Source organism: Williamsia sp. 1135 (genome assembly GCF_002095395.1).
Lineage (GTDB): Bacteria > Actinomycetota > Actinomycetes > Mycobacteriales > Mycobacteriaceae > Williamsia.
The window spans coordinates 66,081-87,358 of record NZ_MJEI01000102.1 but is presented as its reverse complement, the minus strand read 5'-3'; the positions used below and the strand labels follow the sequence as shown (position 1 = coordinate 87,358).

Sequence of the window (21,278 nt, the reverse complement as noted above, 5' to 3'; positions counted from 1 at the left end):
TTCCCCCCACCGCACCTGAAGGCGCGCGGTGAGTGCGACGCCGTTGTTCCTGGGCCCCGCGGAGATCCGTGAGCTTGCGGCAGACCTCGACATCCGGCCCACGAAAACGCTCGGTCAGAACTTCGTGCACGACGCAAACACCGTGCGCCGCATCGTCGCCGCTTCCGGTGTCGGCGGTGACGACATCGTGCTGGAGGTCGGACCTGGGCTGGGTTCGCTGACTCTGGGGTTGCTTGCGACCACTCGTCGGGTGCTCGCCGTCGAGATCGATCCGGTCCTCGCCGGACGTCTACCCGAGACGGTGGCCGATCGTGCGCCGGATCAGGCGGCCGCGCTGACCGTCATACCCGGAGATGCGCTCAAGGTCACAGCAGCCGACCTGCCTGCCATGCCGACCGCACTGGTGGCGAACCTGCCCTACAACGTCGCGGTGCCGGTGCTGATCCACCTCATGTCCGAACTGCCCAGCATCCAGACTGCTTTGGTGATGGTGCAATTGGAGGTCGCGCAACGTCTCGCCGCAGGCCCTGGTGGCCGCATCTACGGCGTCCCGAGCGTGAAGGCGCGATTTTTCGGAGAGGTGTCGCAGGCCGGTTCGGTCGGCCGCAGCGTTTTCTGGCCCGAACCCAAGGTAGAGTCCGGTTTGGTGCGCATTCGCCGCTACCCGGAGGCCCCTTGGCCAGTCGACGAGACGCATCGTAAGCGGGTTTTTTCCGTGGTCGACGCGGCGTTTGCCCAGCGGCGCAAGACTTTACGCGGTGCCCTGTCCGGCTTGGCCGGATCGCCCGTCAAGGCCGAGGAGTGGCTTCGTGGTGCCGGAATCGACCCGGGACTGCGCGGCGAACGGCTCGCGATCGAAGACTACGTGGCGCTTGCCGCGCAGCTCGATTAGACGGGCCGCATAGACTTGGACACCGTGTTGTCTGTCGTCCCCCGCCCCGTCACAGTCCGGGTACCCGCCAAGGTGAATCTGCACCTCGGCGTGGGTTTGCCACGCCGTGACGGCTATCACGAACTGACGACGGTGTTCCAGGCCCTCTCGCTCTCCGACACCATCTCGGTGGTTCCGGCCGACGAGTTGTCGATATCCGTCACCGGTGACAGCGCTCGGGAGGTCCCCGTCGATGGGAGGAACCTGGCGTGGCGGGCAGCGGAACTCATGGCCAGGGTCGCAGGCCGCGAACCCGCGGCCGCGATCTCGATCGCCAAGGGCATCCCGGTGGCCGGCGGTATGGCCGGCGGCAGCGCTGATGCCGCAGGCACGCTGGTGGCGCTGGCGCGAATGTGGCACCTGGACATCGGCCGTGACAAGATGCGCGATCTGGCAGCTGAATTGGGCAGTGACGTTCCGTTCTCGCTCCGTGGCGGGACGGCGCTCGGCACCGGCCGCGGTGAAAAACTCACCACCGTGCTCTCGCGCGGCGAGTACCACTGGGTGCTGGCGGTGGCGAAAGAAGGCCTCAGTACCCCCGACGTCTTTCGCGAGCTCGATCATCTGCGAGAGAACTATTCGTCCGCCGACGACACCGGCACATACACAGAATCACCCGACGAGTTGCTGCAGGCGCTCGCTTCCGGGGACCCGAGGAGAGTTGCGGATTTGCTGCACAACGACATGCAACCGGCGGCGCTGTCCATGCGCCCGGCGCTGCGCCGAACCCTGCGTGCAGGAGTGGATGCCGGCGCCCTCGCGGGCATCATCTCCGGCTCCGGACCGACGTGTGCGTTCCTGTGCACCGATTCCGATGCTGCGGTCGCGACGGCCGCCGAGCTGTCCGGCGCCGGCGTGTGCCGCGCAGTACGTACCGCGACCGGCCCGGTGGCCGGCGCCCGACTGATCGACGGTTCGCTATGACATCGGCACGAAAGCAAGGCGCCAACCTGATCTCTGTCGAGAACATCAGCAAGTCGTTCGGCATCAAACCCCTGCTGGAATCGGTGAGCCTCGGCGTTCAAGAAGGAGACCGCATCGGTGTCGTCGGTCTCAACGGCGGCGGCAAGACGACGATGCTGGAGATCCTGGCCGGGCTCGAGCCGCCCGACAGCGGCCGGGTTGCCCGCAGCAGTGGCTTGCGCATGGCGGTCGTCACCCAGCGAGGGCATCTGCCGCCCGAATCCACCATCGGGCAGATCGTGCTGGGTCCGCTCGACGTCGCCGAGCACGAATGGGCAGGCGACGCCCGCATTCGTTCCGTGCTCGCGGGAATCGGCATCGGCGCACTGGGTTTGGACACTCCGGTCACCTCACTCTCCGGCGGGCAGCGCCGCCGCGTCGCGTTGGCGGCAGCACTGGTGCAAGACCTCGACCTGCTGATCCTCGACGAGCCGACGAACCATCTCGACCTCGAGGGCATCGCCTGGCTGGCAGACCATCTCGTCAACCGGCGCAGCGCACTGGTGGTCGTGACACACGACCGCTGGTTCCTCGACACCGTCGCCACCACCACATGGGAAGTGCAGAACGGCACCGTCGAGAGCTACGAGGGTGGCTACAACGACTGGGTCTACGCCCGCGCCGAGCGGACGCGGCTGTCCGACGCCGCCGAGGAACGTCGCCAGAACCTGGCCCGCAAAGAACTTGCCTGGCTGCGTCGTGGCCCGCCCGCCCGTACCTCGAAGCCGAAGTACCGCATCCAGGCGGCCGAGAAGCTGATCGCGGACGTACCACCGCCTCGAGATTCGGTGGCGCTGGCGAGTTTTGCCAAGCGTCGACTCGGCAAGGTCGTGATCGAGCTCGAAGACGCGACCCTCACGACCCCGGACGGCCGGGTACTGGTCGAAGAGCTCACCTGGCGGCTCGCGCCCGGCGAGCGGATCGGTCTGGTGGGCATCAACGGTTCGGGCAAGACGACGCTGCTGCGCGCTCTCGCCGGCGAGGTCCCCCCGGCCGCCGGCAAACGCATCGAAGGTCAGACCGTCGAAATCGGCTGGCTCCGTCAGGAACTCGACGACCTTCCCACCAACATGCGCGTGATCGAGGCAGTAGAGGACGTCGCCGGTCGCATCGAGCTGGGCGGCAAGGACGTGTCTGCAGGCCAATTGGCCGAACGCCTCGGCTTCACCCCGGCGCGCCAGCGCACCCCGGTCGGAGATCTGTCCGGAGGCGAACGCCGCCGGTTGCAGCTGACCCGGGTGCTGATGGCCCAACCCAACGTGCTGCTTCTCGACGAGCCGACCAACGACCTCGACATCGACACCCTGCAGCAGCTCGAGGATCTGCTCGACAACTGGGCCGGGACCCTCGTGGTCATCAGCCACGACCGCTTCCTGATCGAGCGCATCTGCGAGAGCACCTGGGCGCTGTTCGGTGACAAGAAGTTGACCAACCTGCCCGGCGGCATCGAGCAGTACCTCACGAAGCTGGCCTCCGGTCCCGCGGCGGTGTCTGCGGCGCCGTCCGCCCGGTCAGAGGGCTCGGCCGCCAAGAACTCTGGCGGCAAAGGTTCTGGCGCACAGCGCGATATGGAAAAGGCGCTCAAGAAGGTCGAACGTCAGGTGCAGCGTCTGGTCGTCAAAGAAAAAGAACTGCACGAGAAGCTGGCGGCGGCAGGCACTGACGCGGACCGTTTGATCGAGCTGGGTGTGGAACTCAAATCTGTTGTGGCAGAGCGTGAAGCCGCCGAAGAGTCGTGGCTCGAACTTGCCGAAGAAGTCGGCTGAGAAGGAGAAGATCGGTGTCTTTCATCCGCACGTCGGTGGGCAACGGTGTCGGCGAGATCATTCTCGACCGGCCGAAGGCGCTCAATGCGCTCGACCAGACGATGGTCGACGACATGTTCCCCATCCTCACCGAGTGGGCGGACGACCCGTCGGTGGAACTGGTGCTGGTGACCTCGGCAAGCGATCGGGCGTTCTGCGCAGGTGGTGACATCCGGGCGATCCGCGACGCTGCCGTCGCCGGTGACACTGCGGCCGTGACGCGCTACTTCAGCGCGGAATACGAACTCGATCAACTGGTCGCCGAGTATCCGAAGCCATACGTGTCCTTGATCGACGGCGCGGCCATGGGCGGTGGGCTCGGTATCAGCGTGCACGGGGAGGTGCGCGTGGTGAGCGAGAAGGCCGTGATCGCGATGCCGGAGACGGCCATCGGCTTCATGCCCGACATCGGCTCGACCTACTTCCTCCCGCGCCTGCCCGCCGGGGTCGGACTCTGGCTCGGCCTCACCGGGGCCCGCGTGCGCGGTGCGGACGCCGTCGCAGTGGGTCTGGCCACGCACTACGTCCCCAGTGCCAAGATCGGTGAGTTGGCCGACGCCATCCGCTCCGGGACCCCGCTGGCCCAGGCGCTGAACGGGCGCGCCGAAGATGCGTCCCGCACCGACCTCCCGCTGGCAAAGATCGCCGAGTATTTCAGCGACGATCCGGTGAACGCCATCATCGGCGGTCTGCGAGGCGCGGTGGGGGACGACTGGGCGGCCGAGATGGTCACCCTGCTCGAGCAGGCGTCACCGACCAGCCTCGTGGTCACCGCGGCGATGATCGAACTCGGCGCGCGTTCCACTCTCGATGAGTGTCTCGAGCGAGAGCTGCACGCCGCCGAACAGATCACCAGGACCCCGGATTTCGCCGAAGGCGTCCGTGCGGTGCTGGTCGACAAAGATCGCAACCCGGAGTTCAGTCCTGCCGACCTGCGCGATGTCGACCCCGAATTGGTCACCCGGATCATCGGCTGACGCGTTCATATCCGGTCGGTACCGCGGTTCAGGCGGCACCGGCCGCGTTCGTCGCCTACTCTCGTTGAACAACTGGGTCGTTTGACCCAGTTTCGATCGAGCGAAGGCGCGAGCGTGGCGAGGATCTCGGTGGAGCGGCGCAGAGACCTGCTGGTCGCGGCCGCATTCCGAGTGATAGCCGATCACGGGGTCGAAGCTGCGACCACCAGGCGTATCAGCGCCGAGGCGGATATGTCGTTGGCGAGCTTCCACTACGCGTTCGAATCCCGGAACGAGCTGCTCGCCGAACTGGTCGCGCGGGGGACCTCCGACGAGTTCGCGGCCGTCACCGCCCCGTTGACCCCGCCGGCCCGATCGGTCGACCCGTGGACTCTGCCGGACGATATCGGTGAGCTTCTCAAGGCGGGTCTGACGTCGTACCTCGACAGCGTCGTCGCAGACCCGGGTCGCGAAGCCGCGATGATCACCCTTGCCCAGTACGCACGTCGCACCGCGGGGCTCGAGCATTTCGCCCGGCGCCTGTACGAGCGCTATTACGAGATCGCCCAGGCCTCGCTCGAAGCGGCCGCCGAAGCGATGGACGTCTGCTGGGCAACGGACCCGCAGGAGCTGGCGCCGCTGGTGGTGGCTGCAACGGACGGCCTCACCCTGGCCTATCTCAACACCGGCGACCGCGACGTCGCCGAGCGGATCATCGACTCGACGGTCGCCATGCTGCGCGGGCATGTGACACCGCGATGACGGTGCTCACCCCGAACCGGGTCTCGAACCGGTGGATCAGTCTGTTCGCCCTGGCGTGGGTCGGCATCTGGATGGCGCAACTCGCGCCGTTCCAACTGTCGTTGCCTGAGCAGATCAACGAGTGGCTCGGATTCGGAGACCAACTGCGCCAAGATAATTGGCAAGAGAGCGTCACCACGTTCGGCACCATCTCGGGAATGTCGGCGCTGTGCGCACTGATCACCTTCCCCTTGGCGGGTGCACTCAGCGACCGCACCAGGAGTCGATTCGGCCGGCGGCGGCCGTGGATACTCGGTGGCGTCCTGCTCTTCGCGGTCGGGCTCATCCTGCTCGGGCTGCAAGACACCTACTGGGGTCTGGCGATCTGCTGGTGTCTGGCGCTGACCGGTTTCAGTGCCGCGTCGGCCGCATTGACCGCGATGATCAGCGATCAGGTCCCGGTGGATCAACGTGGGGTCGTCTCGAGTTGGGTGTCCGCGCCACAGGCGATCGGCACCATCGTCGGCATCGCGATCCTGTCGGTACTCGCGCTCGGGTTCCTCGCCGGGTACGCGGTGCTCGCGGTGCTGCTGATCGTCCTCGTGGCACCGTTTCTGTGGTTCGTCGAGGATGCGGCTGTGCCGCAGCATGATCGGGCCCGGGTCACCGCCCGGCACCTGTTGTCCGAACTCTGGATCTCACCACGCGAGCAACCCGACTTCGGGTGGACACTGCTCGGCCGGATCCTCGTCAACATCGGCAACGCCCTGGGCACCTCACTGCTGTTCTTCTACCTGCAGTTCGGCCTCGAGGTCTCCGATCCCGAGATGTCGTTGCTGCTGCTGACCGCCGTCTACATGGTGTTCGTCATCGGGGCGTCGGTGATGTCGGGTGTACTCAGTGACCGGATCGGCAGACGCAAACCATTTGTCCTGGTGGCCGGCGTGCTGCAAGGGGTCGCGGCCGTGGTCATCGCGGTGATCCCGAGTCTGCCCTCGACGATGGTCGCCGCGGCCCTTCTCGGCGCGGGCTTCGGATGCTTCCTCGCCGTCGACCAGGCACTGGCCACCCAGGTACTACCCGACGCCGACCACTACGGAAAAGATCTGGGAATCATGAACATAGCGATGGCCGTACCGCAGGCGTTGGGACCGCTCCTGGGTGCCTGGATCGTGCACGCGACGTCGGGATTCGCCGGACTGTTCGTTGCCTCCGCGATCTTCGGAGTGCTCGGCGGGATCTCGGTGCTGCAGGTCAGGAGTGTGCGATGACCGATCTCGATCTCGGCAGCGCGGTCATGCGGCCGCAGTGGCCTTGGGACGCCGACCCCGAGAGCTATTGGGGTGCAATCGATCATGCCGTTGAAGCCTACGGCGCTGCGGACAGCCCGGTGGCTGTCCTCGAGTTGTCCGCCCTGCGACACAACCTCGCAGATCTCCGGGCGCGGGCCGCGGGAGTGCCGATCCGGGTGGCGTCGAAGTCGTTGCGGGTGCGCTCGGTCATCGAGCAGATCGTGGCTGTCGAAGGATTTGCCGGAGTGCTCGCCTACGACGTGGCCGAAGCGCACTGGCTGGCGACGACGGGTGGCATCAGCGATGTGTTGGTCGGATACCCGTCACCGAACCCGCGCGCGATCGCGGCGCTGGTGGCCGATCCGGTTGCCGCGGCGCGGGTCACCCTGCTGGTGGACTCGGTGGAACAACTCGGGCTGATCGGGAGGGCGATCTCCGGCGCGTCCGGCGACGTACGGATTGCCATCGACCTCGATGCCTCGTACAAGACGCCGCTGCTCGGTCATATCGGGGTACGGCGATCTCCGGTGCGCACCGAGGCACAGGCGGTGGAACTCGCGCACAACATCGTCGGCCGAGAGCGGATGACGTTGGTGGGCGTGATGTCGTATGAGGCACAGGTCGCCGGGGTCGGGAACGAGGTGCCGGGCAAGCGGCTGCGCAACAGCATCATCGGCGACATGCAGCGACGTTCGATGATCGAGCTCATCGAGCGCCGTAGTGCAGTCGTGGCGGCGATCAGAGAGATTGCCGACCTGGAGTTCGTCAACGCAGGAGGTACCGGGTCGATCGAGGCGACTGCGCTCGATCCGTCGATCACCGACATCGCGGCGGGCAGCGGCTTCTTCGGTGGTCACCTGTTCGACAACTACGCGCACTTCAAGCCTGCCCCCGCGATGTCTTTTGCACTGTCGGTGGCGCGGGTCCCCGCGCGGGGGATGGTGACGTGCCTGGGTGGGGGATGGATCGCCTCCGGTCCGCCCGGGCCCGACCGGCTTCCGTTGCCGGTCTGGCCACCGGGTTTGGAGTACGTGACGCGCGAGGCGGCCGGAGAGGTGCAGACTCCACTGCAGGGCAAGCGGGCGCGGCGGCTGACCGTCGGTGATCGGGTGTGGTTGCGCCACACCAAATCCGGCGAGCTCAGTGAGCACGTGAACGCGGTGTTGATCGTCGACGGTGACGCGGTGGTGGGCGAGTTGCCCACGTACCGAGGTGAGGGGAAGTGTTTTCTGTGAGCGAGCGTGCGCCAATGTCTCCGGGAACGTGGCGGAACTGGGGCCGTACCGAGTCGGTCGTCCCGGCGCAGGTGCGCACCCCCCGCGCGGTCGACGACGTCGTCGCGGCGATCGCAGACGCCCGCGCCGATGGGTTGACGGTCAAACCGGTCGGTTCGGGACACAGTTTCAGTGCGATTGCCCTCGCGCCCGGAATCCAATTGGACATGTCGGCGCTGCGCGGACTGGTGTCGGTGGATGCCGGCACCGCGCAGGCCACCTTCCGGGCGGGCACCACGTTGCACGAGATACCGGACCTGCTGGCGCCCCACGGACTGGCGATGCCCAATCTGGGCGACGTCGACGCCCAGACGCTCTCCGGTGCTACGTCGACCGGAACGCACGGCACGGGCGCGGCGTTCGGCGGAATCAGCACTCAGATCGTCGGTCTCGAGATCGTCAGCGGGACGGGGGAGGTGCGCAGGATCGACAGCGACCAGCCGGGTTTGCTCTCTGCTGCCGCGCTCGGTCTCGGCGCTCTCGGGGTGGTCACGGAGATCACCCTGCAGTGTGTCCCGAGCTTCGGTTTGCGTGCGCACGAGGGTCCGGAACCTCTCGACGGCGTGATCGATTCGTTCCTGGACTCTGTTGCTGCCCACGATCACTACGAGTTCTACTGGTTTCCGCACACCGGGTTCGCGTTGACCAAGAAGAATGCCCGGGTCGGCCCCGACGTGCCGGCACAGGGGCCGGGCAGAATACGCCGCTACATCGACGACGAACTCCTGAGCAACGGGCTGTTCGGTGTGCTGTGCGCGGTGGGGGCCCGGGCGCCGAAGGTGGTCCCGAAGCTGAACTCGCTGGCTGCCAATGCATTATCGGCACGCACCTACATCGATTCGTCCACCCGGGTGTTCGTGTCGTCGCGCACCGTGCGATTCCGTGAGATGGAATACGCGCTTCCGATCGAGCGGATACCTGAGGCGCTGAAGCAGATTCGCGAGTTGATCGTGCGGCGCCGGTACAAGATCAGCTTCCCGCTGGAGGTGCGGGCCGCCGCAGCGGACGACCTGATGTTGTCGACCGCCAGTCGTCGCGCGTCGGGTTATATAGCCATCCACCGGTACCACGGGGATCGGACCGACGGTTACTTCGACGATGTCGAGGAGATCATGGTGTCCCACGGTGGCAGACCGCACTGGGGGAAGATGCACACGCGAGACGCGGGGTACCTGCGCACCGTGTACCCCCGGTTCGACGAGTTCCTCGCCGTGCGCGCGGAATTCGATCCGGACCGCGTGTTCGCCAATCCGTATCTGCGCTCAGTACTCGGGGCCTGAGAACACAGGCCCGAGAAGACACAAGGGGGAGTACGACCATGGACGGTGTCGGATCGACAGAGGCGCTCGGGCCTGAGATCTCGCGACGGAAGCTACTCGGTGCGGCGGCGGCCGGCACCGTGGTCGCGGGGACGGCGAGCGTGATCGGTTTGGGCGCGCCCGGCCTCGCGGGCGCGGCATCGTCCGGTTACCTGGTGGGGGCAGGGCGGGCCGACATGACCGGAGCCGTTGCCGGACAGGGGATGATGGGGTACTCGCAACCCCAGCAGATCGCCGAAGGACTGCACATGCGGTATTGGGCGCGGGCCTTCATCATCGTCGACAGCGCCACGGGCAACCGGGTCGTCTTCGTCACCGCCGATTCGGCGTGCCTGTTCGAGTCGATCCATCTCGGAGTGCTGCGCGCGTTGCGCAAGAGGTACGGTGCGCTCTACACCGAGGCCAATGTGAACCTCAATGCGACGCACAATCACAATTCGTGTGGCGGAACGGCGTGGGACTACGCCTACTCGCTGGCCGCATTCGGATTCAAGAAGAACTCGTACGACGCTGAGGTGAGCGGCATCGTCGATGCCATCGTCCGGGCTCACGACTCGCTGGCGCCGGGCACGATCAGTTTGGGCCGCAGCGAGTTACACAATGCCAGCGCTCAGCGATCGAGAGCTGCCTTCGATCTCAATCCCCCCGAGGACAAGGAAGTGTTCCCGGGTGCGGTGGATCCGGCCGTGACCGTGCTGCGGCTGGCCCAGGCCGGCAACGACATCGGGGTGATCACCTGGTTCTCGACCCACGGCACCTCCATCGCCGATCACAACCGGTTGATCACGGTCGACAACAAGGGCTATGCGAGTCACCGGTGGGAATCCGATGAACCCGGTGTGGTCGCGGCATTTCCACAGACCAATGCCGGAGACATGTCGCCGAATCTGAACCTGGTGCCGTTCAGTCCCTCCGGCCCCACCAAGGACAACAGGGCGAACTGCGCGATCATCGGCGAGCGTCAGTACCAGGCTGGACGGGCGGCGCTGGCGGACAGCTCGGCGATGACACGCGCCGGCGTCGACTCCGTGATCCACTACGTGGACTTCTCCGACGTCGCGATAGACGGTTCGTACACCCCCGACGGCAAGGCGGCCAGGACCAGCCCGGCGATGATGGGTGCCGGTGCCGTCGCCACCAGCACCGAAGACAACTTCGAGCAGCCGTTGCCGTTCTTCTACGAGGGTCAGGTCAACCCCCTGGTTGCGGCGCTGGGTGGGCTCGATGCACCGGTCTCGCCGTGGATACGGGACGTGCAAGCCCCTAAGCTGGTTGCCGTCCCGCTCGGTCTGCTGCCGCCCTGGCCGTATATCCCCCAGGTCATGCCCGTCCAGATCATGCGGATCGGCGATCTGGTCCTGGCGGCAGCACCCGCGGAGTTCACCATCGTGTCCGGGTTGCGGGTGCGACGGGTGGTCGCCGATGCGCTGCGGGTGCCCCTGGACAACGTATTGCTGCAGGGCTTCGCGAACGGGTACAGCCAATACGTCACCACGCCCGAAGAGTATGTGTCGCAACAGTACGAAGGCGGGGAGACTCAATTCGGGCGGTGGACGCTACCGGCGTACATGCAGAGTTTCGACAAGCTCGCGAGTGCGCTGGCGCGCGGAACCGATCTGGGCCACGGTCCGGCGCCACTGGACAAGTCGAGCATTCAGCCGGATCTGGTGCCGCCGCCTCCACCCGACGCACCGGTCGCAGGTCGCCGATTCGGTGACGTGATCACCGCCCCGAAATCCGCGTATCGCGCGGGGGAGAGTGCGGTCGCCGAGTTCGTCGGGGCACACCCGAACAACAACCTGCGCCGGTCGGACACCTATCTCGAGGTCGAGCAGCGTTCGGGCGATGGATGGACCCGGGTGTTCGACGACAATTCGTGGTCGACGGAGTTGCACTGGTCGCGCCCGGTGGGCAGCGTCGACGCGTCGATCATCAAGGTGCTCTGGGCGATTCCGGTGGGCACCGCGGGCACCTTCCGGATCCGGTATTTCGGTGACTGGAAGAACCCGGCCGGAAAAGTCACCGGGTTCACCGGCACCTCGCGAGCGTTCGAGGTCACCGCCTGAGCGCGCTCAGCGACTGGTGGTGAACCAGCCGGACAACGCGACGGTTGGCAGCGGCGCTGACTGGGTCGGCTCGGGTTCGGCGTCGTCCAGTGGCGCGAACGGATTGCCGAAGACCCGGGTGGCGGTGGGACAGATGAACTTGCCCGCCACGCCATCGGTCGAGAGCGCGGTGATGGTCATCGAGCAGCTGTCTCCCTGGAAAGTGTTGTCGCCCAGCGCGATCGCCACCCGCGCGTTGACCCGCGTGGCGACGGTGAGGTCGCCGACGAGCATGTCGATCGTAACGCCGTCTGTCGTCGGTCCCTTGAAGAGGAACAGCAGACTGTCGAGGGGGACCGCCGGATCTGCATTGCCCCAACGCCCGAAGCTGTAGCAGTCGGCCTGACCGGCCGCTCCGCTGACGAGTACCGTCGCAGACCCCTCGCCGAACGCGAAGTCCTGCAAGCCGTGATCGATGGCGGCACTCGGGGGTTCGCGTCCGCATTCACTGCTCGCGACCTTCGCGTTGGGGGCCGGCGATGGCGTCGGGGCCAGGTCTGAGGACGAGGCAGTCGCCGACTCCGGCGGCTCAGACCGATCGCCACACGCGCCGAGGACCAACGCGCCGGCGACCACCGCGGTTGCCACGCGCATGACGCCGAACCGCATGATCAATCCGCCGTCGCCACCAACGGTTCGAGGGTGAGGTCGCTGTGTTCTTTTTCGATGTACTGCAAGCGCCACTTGTCGCTGACGAGGGCCAGTAACGCGCCGTCGGTGCGCGTGAACACCTCGACACCGCGCTGGCGGCCCAATTCGTCCGCGCTGGCGGCATCCGTGCGCCGGGCCAGCGTGTAGGGCAGCGGCTGGAAACTGGTGTCGACGCCGAATTCGGTCTTCATCCGGGCGGTCACGACCTCGAACTGCATCGGTCCGACCGCGGCCAGGACCGGCGAGGCATCGCCGCGGATGTCATTGCGCAGCACCTGCACAACGCCCTCCGAGTCGAGTTGGTCGATGGCCTTGCGGAACTGCTTGTACTTGCCCGCCGACTCGGCGCGGAGCATCGAGAAGTGCTCGGGCGCGAACGAAGGGATCGGCGGGTACTGCACCTTGGTGTCGACGTACAGGGTGTCGCCGGGCGCGAGGGCCATGGCGTTCACCAAACCCACGACGTCGCCCGGGTAAGCGGTGTCGACGGTCGCGCGGGTCTGGCCGAACATCGCCTGGGCGTACTTGGTGGCAAAGGGTTTACCGGTCTGAGCGTGTGTGACGACCATGCCGCGTTCGAACTCGCCGGACACGATGCGCATGTAGGCCAGTCGATCTCGATGCGATGAATCCATCCCGGCCTGGACCTTGAACACCACAGCGCTGAACGGGTCGGTGACCTCACGGACGGTCTCGTCGATCGCCTCCCGGCCCCGCGGGGGCGGCGCGAGTTCGACCAGGGTCTGGAGCAGTTGACGCACACCGAAATTGAGCATCGCGGAGGAGAAGATCATCGGCGAGGTCTGGCCGGCCAGGAACATCTCCTGGTCGTGGTCCTGCCCCATCTCCGAGAGGAGCTCACTCTCCTCGACCGCGTTGATCCAGTCGTCGCCCTCCTTCTCCAGTGCCGCGTCGGCATCGAGGAGTTCCTCGGGGGCGATGGTCGCTCCGCCTGCGGTGCGGGTGAAGCGGATGTAGTTGCCGGTGGTGCGGTCGAGCAAGCCCTTGAAGTCGCCGGCGATACCGACCGGGACGTACAGCGGGGTCGGGGTGAGGCCGATACGCTCGGAGATCTCGTCGATGAGTTCGAGTGGAGTGCGACCCGGCCGGTCCCACTTGTTCACGATGGTGATGATGGGGATCCCACGGTGCCGGCAGACCTGGAACAGCTTGAGGGTCTGAGGCTCGAGGCCTTTGGCTGCGTCGATCAGCATCACCGCGGCGTCGACCGCGGTCAGGACGCGGTAGGTGTCCTCGGAGAAGTCGGCGTGACCGGGTGTGTCGACGAGATTGATGACGGTGATCTCGTCGGAGTCAGGACCATCGAGTCGATAGTTCAACTGCAAGGCCGTCGAACTCACCGAGATTCCGCGCGCCTTCTCCATCTCCATCCAGTCCGAGACCGTGGAGCGCCGGCCCGCCTTGCCGTGGATGGCGCCGGCCTCGCTGATCATGCGGGCATGCAGCGCCAGCGCCTCGGTCATCGTCGACTTGCCGGCGTCGGGGTGGGAGATGATGGCGAAGGTACGCCGGCGGGCGACCTCGCGGGCCACGACCGTACGAACGGCTGTAGATCCGGTAGCAGCAGCATCAGTCACTCGGACAAGGTTACAGACCTACCCCGAGCAGGCACTAATCCGCCGAGCGTGCCAAAACCACCGCCGAGCGTGCCAAAACAGCCACCGAGCGTGCCACAACGGCTGCCCGGGGTGGCTACTCGAAGGGGACCGGAGGGAGCTTGACGACCTGCGCTGCGTAGCTGAGTCCGGCGCCATAGCCGAGGAGCAGTGCGGTGTCGCCGGGCTTTGCCTTGCCGCGGGAGAGCAGGTCTTCCATGGCCAGCGGGATCGAGGCGGCGGAGGTGTTGCCCGTGTACTCGATGTCGTTGGCGACGACGGCATCCTCGCGCAGCTTGAGGCCGCGGGCGAGGAGTTCGTTGATGCGGGAGTTCGCCTGGTGGGGGACGAAGACGTCGAGATCCTTGGCGTCGATCTTCGCGGCGTCGAGTGCACGCTGCGCGGCCTTGCCCATCTCGAAGGCTGCCCACCGGAAGACGCTGGTCCCTTCCATGCGGAGGTAGGGGCGTTGCTTACGGTCACCGTTGAGGAAAGTCATCCAGTCGATGTCCTGGCGGATCGCGTCGTACTGCGAGCCGTCGCTGCCCCAGATGACGGGTCCGACACTCTGCTCTTCGGCTGCACCGAGGACGACTGCGCCCGCGCCGTCGCCGAAGATGAAGCAGTTGCTGCGGTCAGTGGGATCGAGGGTGACCGAGAGCTGCTCGGAGCCGATGACAAGAACATTGGTGGCGCTGCCTGCACGGATCATGTCGGCGCCGAGGCCCATCGCGTAACCGAAGCCCGCGCAGCCGACGGTGACGTCGAACGCCGGCACACCGTTGGCGCCGAGAGCCGTGGCGACAGCGGTCGCTGCAGCGGGGGTCAGCAGTAGGTGGGTGTTGGTCGCGACGATGACGGCGTCGATGTCCGAGCCGCTGATCAGGGCGTTGGCGATGGCTTTGCGGCCACAGTCGACAGCCATCGTGGTGGCTGATTCCTCGGGCGCGCAGAACCGGCGAGTCTTGATGCCGGTGCGGGTGTAGATCCATTCATCGCTGGAGTCGATCTGCTCGCAGATCTCTTCATTGGTGACAACGCGGTCCGGTCGATAGGCGCCGATTCCGAGAATCCCGACGTTGTTGATTCCGGTCTTGTCAGCGATGACAGGCATAGCGTTCCTCTTTTCATTGCGGCTTGCACGATGTATCGGTCGGCCGGCACACCTTGTAACAGGTTAGTTCAGAGCGACGGCGAAATCTGCGAGCAGGTCACCACGCATGCACTTGATTCTGGGCATCTTCGAGACTGCGGCCGATCAACAATTCGATCGCATCGGCCGCGTTCTCCAGCAGCAGCGGCACGTCCGGACGCTCGGTGGTGGAGAAGGGCTTGAGAACGAAGTCGGCGGGATCCTGGCGACCCGGCGGCCGTCCGACACCGAGCCTGACCCGCAGATAGTCCTTGCTGCCGAGAGCCTGCGAGATCGATCGCAGGCCGTTGTGACCGCCCTCGCCGCCGCCGCGCTTGAGTCGGACTGCGCCGAAATCGATGTCGAGTTCGTCGTGCACGGCGATCAGCGACTCCGGTCCCGTCGAATAGAACGCGGCCAGAGGGCCCACCTGGCGACCGGACTCATTCATGAAACACGTCGGCTTCGCCAGGACCACAGAAGTGCCACCGAGCCGTCCGACGGCGACCTGCGCGCCGGACTTCTTGTGGGTTTTGAACTTCTCTCCGAGCTTGGCCGCGAGATGATCGACTGCCATCGCCCCCACGTTGTGGCGGGTCTTCTCGTACCGGCTGCCGGGATTTCCCAGGCCGACAATCACGATCGCATCGGTCACGCGGCCATTCTGTCATCCACGCCCAGCAGCACCTGCGCGGTGCGCCGGGCGATGTCCGCGGCGTCGCGTTGTGCACCCGCCGTTCTCGCGACGATGCTGCCCTCGTGAAGGAGTGTGAGCTGGCCCGCGAGGAAGGCGGGATTCGGATAATCGGCTGCGGCGCAGGTGTATTCGAAGAGGTCACGAACCCAGGTCTTCTCTTCGACGATGATCGGGACACCTGGGTGCTCGGTGCCGCCGAGTTCCGCGTACGCGTTGATGAAACCGCAACCACGACCCCACGACGCCATCCAATGATCGGTGGCATCGAACACTGCGAGGGACTGCTCGCCTCCGACCGACTTGTCGGCGATGAACTCGAGGACCAGCGTCCGCCAACGCAGGCTGCGCCGGTGCAGATACGCGACGATCAGGCCGTCCTTCGAGCCGAAGCGGTCGTAGATGGTCTTCTTGGTGGTGCCGGCCGCCTCTGCGATCGACTCGACCCCGACCGCGCGAATCCCGTGCCGGTAGAACAGGGTGCCTGCCGCGGAGAGAATGCGCTCGGCCGCTGGTGTCATCGGGGCCTCGACAGGCAATGACAGGGTCGCAGCAGAATCCATCGTGGTCACTCCTCGATCGCCGGAAGATACACTGCAAGTATACCGACCGGTGTGTTTACCTGTCGGCATGTTCAAAGCGTCGGTGATTTTGGTTCTGATGTGGAGCTCGGGATACCTGGGGGCCGAGATGGCTGCCAGGTATTCGTCGTGGCACATGCTGCTCAGTTGCCGGTTCGCGGTCGCGGCCGTTCTCCTGATCGGCTTCTGTGTGGTCAGGCGGCTACGCATCACCCGCGCCGGGATCGCGCGTCAGGTCGGTCTCGGCGTCGTGATGCAGGGGCTCTACCTCGGCGCCATCAGCGCGGCGGTGGGTGCGGGTCTCAGTCCGGGGATCACTGCCCTCATCTGCTCACTACAGCCACTTGTCGTCGCGGCCGTTGCAGTACCGATCCTCGGTGAGCGGATAGGCCCACGGGAATGGCTCGGGCTGGCCGTCGGAATCGTCGGCGTCGGACTCGTCGTCGGTGGGAAGATGAACTCGGGCGGTGCCCCGTGGTGGGCCTACCTGATGTGCGCGGGCGGCATGCTCGCCCTGGTCAGCGGAACACTGACGCAACGAAGGATCAATGCTCCCGAATCGATGGCCGCTGCACTTGCGGTGCAGTGTGTGGTGGGCGCCGTCATCTTCTGGGTCGTCAATGTCATTGTGGGCGAAATGGTTCCACCGATGACCTTCGATTTCGCGTGGTCGCTGGCCTGGGCGGTCGGTTTTGCGACCTTCGGTGGCTGGGGTGCCTACATGTGGGTCAACAGGGAAGCGGGCCCCATGCATGCGAGCACCCTTTTGCTGCTGGTCCCGCCGGCCACGATCCTCATCTCCTGGCCGATGTTCGGTGACGCGATCGGACCATGGGAAATCGTCGGTGTCGCGGTGAGCGCGGTCGGTGTCGCCATCAAACTGATCGGCGGGCGGGCGCATTCAGGGGCCCAACAGACTGCGCCACGACGAACTCCGGCCCGCGCCACCGAAGTGCGCGGACCGGAGTTGGTTCGTGAGTGACGTAGTGACTACTCGCTGTCGGTCGAGGACTCTTCGCCCTCTTCGGCAGGTTCTTCGGCGTCGGTGTCGGACTCGGTCTCGGCCTTCTGTGCCTCGTTGACCGCGAGGATGAGCGACTCGGGATCGGAGACCAGGGTGACGCCTTCCGGCAAGGTGAGTTCTGCGGCGGTCACGGTGAAGCCGGCAACGGCATCCTCCACGCTCACAACGATCTGCTCGGGGATCGAGAGCACATCGGCCTCGATCTCGACGACGCTGGCGTCCTGGGTGACCAGGTTGCCCGGAGCGGCGTCACCCTCGACGACGATGGCGACCTCGACGGTCACCTTCTCGCCACGGGTGATGACGACGAAGTCGGCGTGTTCGATGTAGTTACGGATCGGGTGCACGTCGACCTGCTTGGTCAGCGCGAGCTGCTCACCTTCGCCCTCGATCTTCAGGTCGACGACGGCATTGAGGCCGTTGTTACGCAGGACGGCTGCGAAGTCGCGGGCCGGAACCAGCAGGTGGCGGGGGGTCGAGCCGTGGCCGTAGAGCACGGCGGGCACGTTGCCTTCGCGGCGGGCGCGGCGCGAGGCGCCCTTGCCGCTCTCGGTGCGGAGCGAAACATTGATAACGCTGGCCTGATTGGCATTTGCCATGGTGGGTCTCCTCGGATGATGCGGGTCTGGGTTCTGCGGGTCACGGCACACGTCGGTGACAGCCACAGCCCACCCGGAGAGGAAGACCACGCCGCGCCGATCACGGTGACCCAGGGTCACCCTCGCCGAGACAACGGGCCAAACTATACCGCGCCAGGCGAAATAGTCTCAATCGCCCGGCTCGACCAGCAGATATCTGCCTGCCTGGCACGCCACCAGGGTACCGTCGCGCCCATGGCAGAAAAGTCCCCCGCAGAGGTTTCGCAACTGTTCCTCGAGGCACTGGCGCTCGACGACCCGGCGACCGCGCTGACCTTCGTCGACCCCGACATCGCCTACACAAATGTCGGGTTCGCGCCTATCCACGGCAAACGGCGCGTCGCGAAGTTCTTCAAGGTGATGGAGAATCCGCGGGTCGGATTCGGAGTCCAGTTCATCAGCGTCACGGCAGGCGGTTCGGTTGTGCTGACAGAACGGATCGACGAACTCAGCGTCGGCAGTTTTCGGCTGCAGTTCTGGGTCTGCGGCCGGTTCGAGGTGCACGACGGACTCATCACCGTCTGGCGCGACTACTTCGACTTCTTCCAGTTCTTCGTCAAGGCGCCGCTGCGAGGGCTCATCGCCCTCGCCTTGCCGGGTACTCAGAAACCGTTGCCCAAGCCGACCGTGACCGGAGTCGCATCGATCGGCTGAACTACCGCCTGGGCTACAGGATCTCGTCGACCGATTCGACCGGTCGCGTGAGCCGGGTGCCCTTGTCGGTGACGACGAACGGCCGCTCGATCAGGATCGGGTTGGTGGCCATCGCATCGAGCAACTGGTCGTCGGTGGCGTCGGTGAGGTCGAGTTCTTTGTAGAGTGCCTCACGTTTGCGGACCGCCTGACGCACCTCGAGGCCTGCGTCGGAGATCATCTTCTCCAGTGCGACGCGGCTCGGCGGCGTTTCCAGGTACTTGACGATCGTCGGCTCCACACCCGCGTCCCGCATGCGCTGCAGGGTCTTGCGCGAGGTCGAGCACTTGGGGTTGTGATAGATCGTCGCGGCCATGGGGCTTTGGCTCCTACGCGTTTCCGTTGAAAAGGCTTGTCACCGAACCGTTTTCGAAGACCTCACGAATGGTGCGGCCGAGCAGGGGGGCAATCGAGAGAACAGTCAGGTTCTCGAACTGCTTGTCCGGGCCGATCGGCAGGGTGTCGGTGGCGATGACCTCGCGGGCGCCACAGTTGGCGAGCCGCTCGGCTGCCGGGTCGGAGAACACGCCGTGGGTGGTGGCGATGACGACGTCGCCGGCGCCGGCGTCCTTGAGGACCCGGACCGCTCCGGCGATGGTGCCGCCGGTGTCGATCATGTCGTCGATGAGGACGCAGGTGCGGCCTTCGACGTCGCCGACCACGCGGTTCGACTTCACCTGGTTGGGCACCAGCGGATCACGGGTCTTGTGGATGAAGGCCAGCGGCGCGCCGTCCAGTGCGTCGGCCCACTTCTCCGCCACGCGCACACGGCCGGAGTCAGGGGAGACGACGGTGATGTCTTTGGTGCCGTACTTGTCCTTGACGTACTCGGCCAGCTGCCCCTGGGCATGCATGTGATCGACGGGGCCGTCGAAGAAGCCCTGGATCTGATCGGTGTGCAGGTCGACGGTGATGATGCGGTCGGCGCCTGCGGTCTTGAGGAGATCAGCGACCAGACGTGCCGAAATCGGTTCGCGGCCACGGTGTTTCTTGTCCTGGCGGGCGTAGGGGTAGAACGGCAGGATCGCGGTGATGCGCTTGGCCGATCCGCGCTTGAGCGCGTCGATCATGATCAGCTGTTCCATCAGGTGCTTGTTCAGCGGCGCCGGGCAGCTCTGCAGCACGAAGGCGTCGGAACCACGGACCGACTCCTCGAAGCGCACGAAGATCTCGCCGTTGGCGAAGTCGCGCGCTGTCTGCGGGGTCACCTTGATGTCGAGCTCGCGCGCGACGGCGTCGGCCAGTTCGGGATGTGCGCGACCAGAGAACAGCATCAGGCTCTTCTGGTTGTCAGTCGTGGTCCAGGTCACTGGGTGTCTCTTTCTTGTTGCGTGTTCTCGGCGACTGGTGCGTCGAGTGCTTCGGCAGCGGCCCGGGCTGAGGGCGTACCGGGTCGCTTGGATTGCACCCAGCCGTCGATGTTTCGTTGTTTGCCGCCGGAGATCGCCAAGGCGCCGGCGGGCACATCCTGCGTCAAAACCGTACCTGCTCCGGTGTAGACGCCATCACCGACGTTGAGCGGTGCGACGAACATGGTGTCCGAACCGGTGCGGCAGTGCTTTCCGATCACGGTGCGGGTCTTGTTGACGCCGTCGTAGTTCACGAAGACGCTGGACGCGCCGATGTTGGTGCCCTCGCCGATGGTCGCGTCGCCGACATAGGTCAGATGGGGCACTTTCGCGCCCCGGCCGATGTCGGAGTTCTTGGTCTCGACGAAGGTGCCGATCTTGCCCTCGTCCCCGAGCACGCTTCCCGGCCGCAGAAACGCGAACGGTCCCACCTGGGTGCCGGATCCGATCACCGATTCGCTGGCCTGCGTACGAATGACTGTTGCGCCCGCGCCCACCGTGACGTCGGTCAGGGTGCTGTCCGGCCCGATGCGGGCGTCCGTGTCGATGCTCGTCCGACCGTGCAATTGAGTCCCGGGCAGGATCGTGACGTCCGTCGAGATGGAGACGTCGACGTCGATCCAGGTGCTGGTGGGGTCGATGATCGTTACCCCGGCCAGCATGTGACGGGCCAGCGTGCGCCGGTTGAGTTCAGCGCCGAGATCGGAGAGCTGCAGACGGTCGTTGCAACCGGCCACCAGGGCCGCGTCGACGATGTGCTTGGCGCGCACCACTTTCGAGTGGCGGTTCGCGATCTCGATGACGTCGGTGAGGTAGAGCTCGCGCTGTGCGTTGTCCGGGGACAACTCGGCGAGCGCACCGCGCAGGGTGCGGGCATCGAACGCGTAGACCCCGGAGTTGACCTCGGTGATCTGTCTTTGCTGTTCGGTCGCATCCTTCTGCTCGACGATCGCGGTCACTGCGCCGTCCTGGGTGCGCAGCACGCGACCGTACCCGGTCGGGTCCGCGGCTGTCGAGGTCAACACCGTGACGGACGCGGGGGGCGAGGAGGTGTGGGCGGCGATCAGATCACGCAACGTCGGACCATCGAGCAGCGGGACGTCGGCGGCCGTGACGAGGACGGTGCCGTCGAAGTGGTCGGGCAGTGCGGCAAGGCCCGCCCGCACGGCGTCACCGGTGCCGTTCTGCTGCTCCTGGACCGCGGTCAGGACCTCCCGGTCGAGAGTGGTCGCGACATCTGCGCAGGCCGCGCCCACTTTCTCGCGGTCGTGGCCGACGACCACCACCAGGTGATCGGGCTCGATGTCGGCGGCCGCGTGCAGAGCATGGGAGAGCAGCGACCTCCCACCGATTCCGTGCAGGACTTTCGGGGTCGCCGATTTCATGCGGGTGCCGGCGCCCGCAGCGAGCACGAGGACGGCCGTCGGCCCTGTCTTGGACGGCACGGACATAGGACTCCCTTGCCGGGTTGGAAGCGGGGGAACGGCCCGATCCTACGCACCTTCGGAGGGCAC

The 21,278-nt window shown here is 65.9% G+C and carries 20 protein-coding genes; 11 read left to right on the top strand and 9 right to left on the bottom strand.

What is annotated here, in order from left to right; translation table 11 throughout:
- Positions 1–28 precede the first annotated feature (28 nt).
- The 9 genes from rsmA to BFL43_RS20905 all read left to right on the top strand — a co-directional run bounded on the left by rsmA (position 29) and on the right by BFL43_RS20905 (position 11,347).
- Complete coding sequence (gene rsmA / locus BFL43_RS20945; protein WP_084894391.1) at positions 29–892, top strand: 16S rRNA (adenine(1518)-N(6)/adenine(1519)-N(6))-dimethyltransferase RsmA; 864 nt, start codon at positions 29–31, stop codon at positions 890–892.
- A gap of 24 nt (positions 893–916) precedes the next feature.
- On the top strand, positions 917–1,855 hold the full coding sequence (locus tag BFL43_RS20940; RefSeq protein ID WP_084894533.1) for a 4-(cytidine 5'-diphospho)-2-C-methyl-D-erythritol kinase: 939 nt from the start codon (positions 917–919) through the stop codon (positions 1,853–1,855).
- Positions 1,852–3,660: an ABC-F family ATP-binding cassette domain-containing protein gene (locus tag BFL43_RS20935; protein WP_084894389.1), complete on the top strand. Its 1,809-nt coding sequence runs from the start codon at positions 1,852–1,854 to the stop codon at positions 3,658–3,660. The genes BFL43_RS20940 and BFL43_RS20935 overlap by 4 nt, the downstream gene beginning before the upstream one ends.
- Positions 3,661–3,674: 14 nt before the next feature.
- The gene (locus BFL43_RS20930; protein ID WP_084894387.1) at positions 3,675–4,676 is read left to right on the top strand and encodes an enoyl-CoA hydratase/isomerase family protein; all 1,002 of its coding nucleotides are present in this window, start codon (positions 3,675–3,677) and stop codon (positions 4,674–4,676) included.
- A gap of 114 nt (positions 4,677–4,790) precedes the next feature.
- The gene (locus BFL43_RS20925; protein WP_084894385.1) at positions 4,791–5,417 is read left to right on the top strand and encodes a TetR family transcriptional regulator; all 627 of its coding nucleotides are present in this window, start codon (positions 4,791–4,793) and stop codon (positions 5,415–5,417) included.
- Positions 5,414–6,667: an MFS transporter gene (locus BFL43_RS20920; RefSeq protein ID WP_084894384.1), complete on the top strand. Its 1,254-nt coding sequence runs from the start codon at positions 5,414–5,416 to the stop codon at positions 6,665–6,667. Before BFL43_RS20925 ends, BFL43_RS20920 begins: the two co-directional genes overlap by 4 nt.
- The gene (locus tag BFL43_RS20915; protein WP_084894383.1) at positions 6,664–7,923 is read left to right on the top strand and encodes an alanine racemase; all 1,260 of its coding nucleotides are present in this window, start codon (positions 6,664–6,666) and stop codon (positions 7,921–7,923) included. The genes BFL43_RS20920 and BFL43_RS20915 overlap by 4 nt, the downstream gene beginning before the upstream one ends.
- Positions 7,924–7,937: 14 nt before the next feature.
- The gene (locus tag BFL43_RS20910) at positions 7,938–9,242 is read left to right on the top strand and encodes a D-arabinono-1,4-lactone oxidase (RefSeq protein ID WP_084894382.1); all 1,305 of its coding nucleotides are present in this window, start codon (positions 7,938–7,940) and stop codon (positions 9,240–9,242) included.
- Between the two features lie 38 nt (positions 9,243–9,280).
- On the top strand, positions 9,281–11,347 hold the full coding sequence (locus BFL43_RS20905; protein WP_084894381.1) for a neutral/alkaline ceramidase: 2,067 nt from the start codon (positions 9,281–9,283) through the stop codon (positions 11,345–11,347).
- A gap of 6 nt (positions 11,348–11,353) precedes the next feature.
- Here BFL43_RS20905 and BFL43_RS20900 read toward each other — a convergent pair whose 3' ends face one another.
- The 5 genes from BFL43_RS20900 to BFL43_RS20880 all read right to left on the bottom strand — a co-directional run bounded on the left by BFL43_RS20900 (position 11,354) and on the right by BFL43_RS20880 (position 16,042).
- Positions 11,354–11,995 (bottom strand): hypothetical protein, encoded by a 642-nt coding sequence (locus BFL43_RS20900; protein WP_084894380.1) that lies wholly within the window; start codon positions 11,993–11,995, stop codon positions 11,354–11,356.
- 2 nt (positions 11,996–11,997) lie between these two features.
- Positions 11,998–13,590 (bottom strand): peptide chain release factor 3, encoded by a 1,593-nt coding sequence (locus tag BFL43_RS20895; RefSeq protein ID WP_143695453.1) that lies wholly within the window; start codon positions 13,588–13,590, stop codon positions 11,998–12,000.
- 160 nt (positions 13,591–13,750) lie between these two features.
- A complete protein-coding gene (locus BFL43_RS20890) occupies positions 13,751–14,767 on the bottom strand; it encodes a beta-ketoacyl-ACP synthase III (protein WP_084834448.1) in 1,017 nt (338 codons plus the stop codon).
- 97 nt (positions 14,768–14,864) lie between these two features.
- The gene (gene pth, locus BFL43_RS20885; RefSeq protein WP_084894378.1) at positions 14,865–15,440 is read right to left on the bottom strand and encodes an aminoacyl-tRNA hydrolase; all 576 of its coding nucleotides are present in this window, start codon (positions 15,438–15,440) and stop codon (positions 14,865–14,867) included.
- Positions 15,437–16,042, bottom strand: coding sequence for a TetR/AcrR family transcriptional regulator (locus BFL43_RS20880; RefSeq protein WP_084894531.1), 606 nt, complete (start codon positions 16,040–16,042; stop codon positions 15,437–15,439). The genes pth and BFL43_RS20880 overlap by 4 nt, the downstream gene beginning before the upstream one ends.
- An 82-nt stretch (positions 16,043–16,124) precedes the next feature.
- Between BFL43_RS20880 and BFL43_RS20875 the strand changes: the two genes are divergently transcribed.
- Complete coding sequence (locus BFL43_RS20875) at positions 16,125–17,042, top strand: DMT family transporter (RefSeq protein ID WP_168176690.1); 918 nt, start codon at positions 16,125–16,127, stop codon at positions 17,040–17,042.
- 8 nt (positions 17,043–17,050) lie between these two features.
- On the opposite strand, the gene BFL43_RS20870 is transcribed toward BFL43_RS20875, so the two are convergent.
- Positions 17,051–17,683: a 50S ribosomal protein L25/general stress protein Ctc gene (locus BFL43_RS20870; protein ID WP_084894377.1), complete on the bottom strand. Its 633-nt coding sequence runs from the start codon at positions 17,681–17,683 to the stop codon at positions 17,051–17,053.
- Between the two features lie 234 nt (positions 17,684–17,917).
- On the opposite strand from BFL43_RS20870, the gene BFL43_RS20865 reads away from it, so the two are divergent.
- Positions 17,918–18,376 carry a limonene-1,2-epoxide hydrolase family protein gene (locus tag BFL43_RS20865; protein ID WP_084894527.1) on the top strand — a complete coding sequence of 153 codons (459 nt, stop codon included), beginning with the start codon at positions 17,918–17,920 and terminating at the stop codon, positions 18,374–18,376.
- 13 nt (positions 18,377–18,389) lie between these two features.
- Here BFL43_RS20865 and arsC read toward each other — a convergent pair whose 3' ends face one another.
- From arsC to glmU, 3 genes are read right to left on the bottom strand one after another with little or no spacing between them, the layout of a single operon-like run.
- Entirely contained in the window at positions 18,390–18,731 is a 342-nt protein-coding gene (gene arsC / locus BFL43_RS20860) for an arsenate reductase (glutaredoxin) (RefSeq protein WP_084894376.1), read from the bottom strand.
- A 13-nt stretch (positions 18,732–18,744) separates the two neighbouring features.
- Positions 18,745–19,725, bottom strand: a complete 981-nt coding sequence (locus BFL43_RS20855; RefSeq protein WP_084894375.1) for a ribose-phosphate diphosphokinase — start codon at positions 19,723–19,725, stop codon at positions 18,745–18,747.
- Positions 19,722–21,215: a bifunctional UDP-N-acetylglucosamine diphosphorylase/glucosamine-1-phosphate N-acetyltransferase GlmU gene (glmU, locus tag BFL43_RS20850; protein ID WP_084894374.1), complete on the bottom strand. Its 1,494-nt coding sequence runs from the start codon at positions 21,213–21,215 to the stop codon at positions 19,722–19,724. The genes BFL43_RS20855 and glmU overlap by 4 nt, the downstream gene beginning before the upstream one ends.
- Positions 21,216–21,278 lie beyond the last annotated feature (63 nt).

Excerpts from the sequence above, each read along its gene's own strand:
- BFL43_RS20900 (WP_084894380.1), bottom strand. The coding sequence starts at position 11,995 with ATGCGGTTCGGCGTCATGCGCGTGGCAACCGCGGTGGTCGCCGGCGCG.
- BFL43_RS20890 (WP_084834448.1), bottom strand. The coding sequence starts at position 14,767 with ATGCCTGTCATCGCTGACAAGACCGGAATCAACAACGTCGGGATTCTC.
- BFL43_RS20905 (WP_084894381.1), top strand. The coding sequence starts at position 9,281 with ATGGACGGTGTCGGATCGACAGAGGCGCTCGGGCCTGAGATCTCGCGA.
- BFL43_RS20920 (WP_084894384.1), top strand. The coding sequence starts at position 5,414 with ATGACGGTGCTCACCCCGAACCGGGTCTCGAACCGGTGGATCAGTCTG.
- glmU (WP_084894374.1), bottom strand. The coding sequence starts at position 21,215 with ATGTCCGTGCCGTCCAAGACAGGGCCGACGGCCGTCCTCGTGCTCGCT.
- BFL43_RS20880 (WP_084894531.1), bottom strand. The coding sequence starts at position 16,042 with ATGGATTCTGCTGCGACCCTGTCATTGCCTGTCGAGGCCCCGATGACA.
- BFL43_RS20910 (WP_084894382.1), top strand. The coding sequence starts at position 7,938 with ATGTCTCCGGGAACGTGGCGGAACTGGGGCCGTACCGAGTCGGTCGTC.
- BFL43_RS20865 (WP_084894527.1), top strand. The coding sequence starts at position 17,918 with ATGGCAGAAAAGTCCCCCGCAGAGGTTTCGCAACTGTTCCTCGAGGCA.
- BFL43_RS20870 (WP_084894377.1), bottom strand. The coding sequence starts at position 17,683 with ATGGCAAATGCCAATCAGGCCAGCGTTATCAATGTTTCGCTCCGCACC.
- BFL43_RS20935 (WP_084894389.1), top strand. The coding sequence starts at position 1,852 with ATGACATCGGCACGAAAGCAAGGCGCCAACCTGATCTCTGTCGAGAAC.
- BFL43_RS20915 (WP_084894383.1), top strand. The coding sequence starts at position 6,664 with ATGACCGATCTCGATCTCGGCAGCGCGGTCATGCGGCCGCAGTGGCCT.
- arsC (WP_084894376.1), bottom strand. The coding sequence starts at position 18,731 with ATGGCCGCGACGATCTATCACAACCCCAAGTGCTCGACCTCGCGCAAG.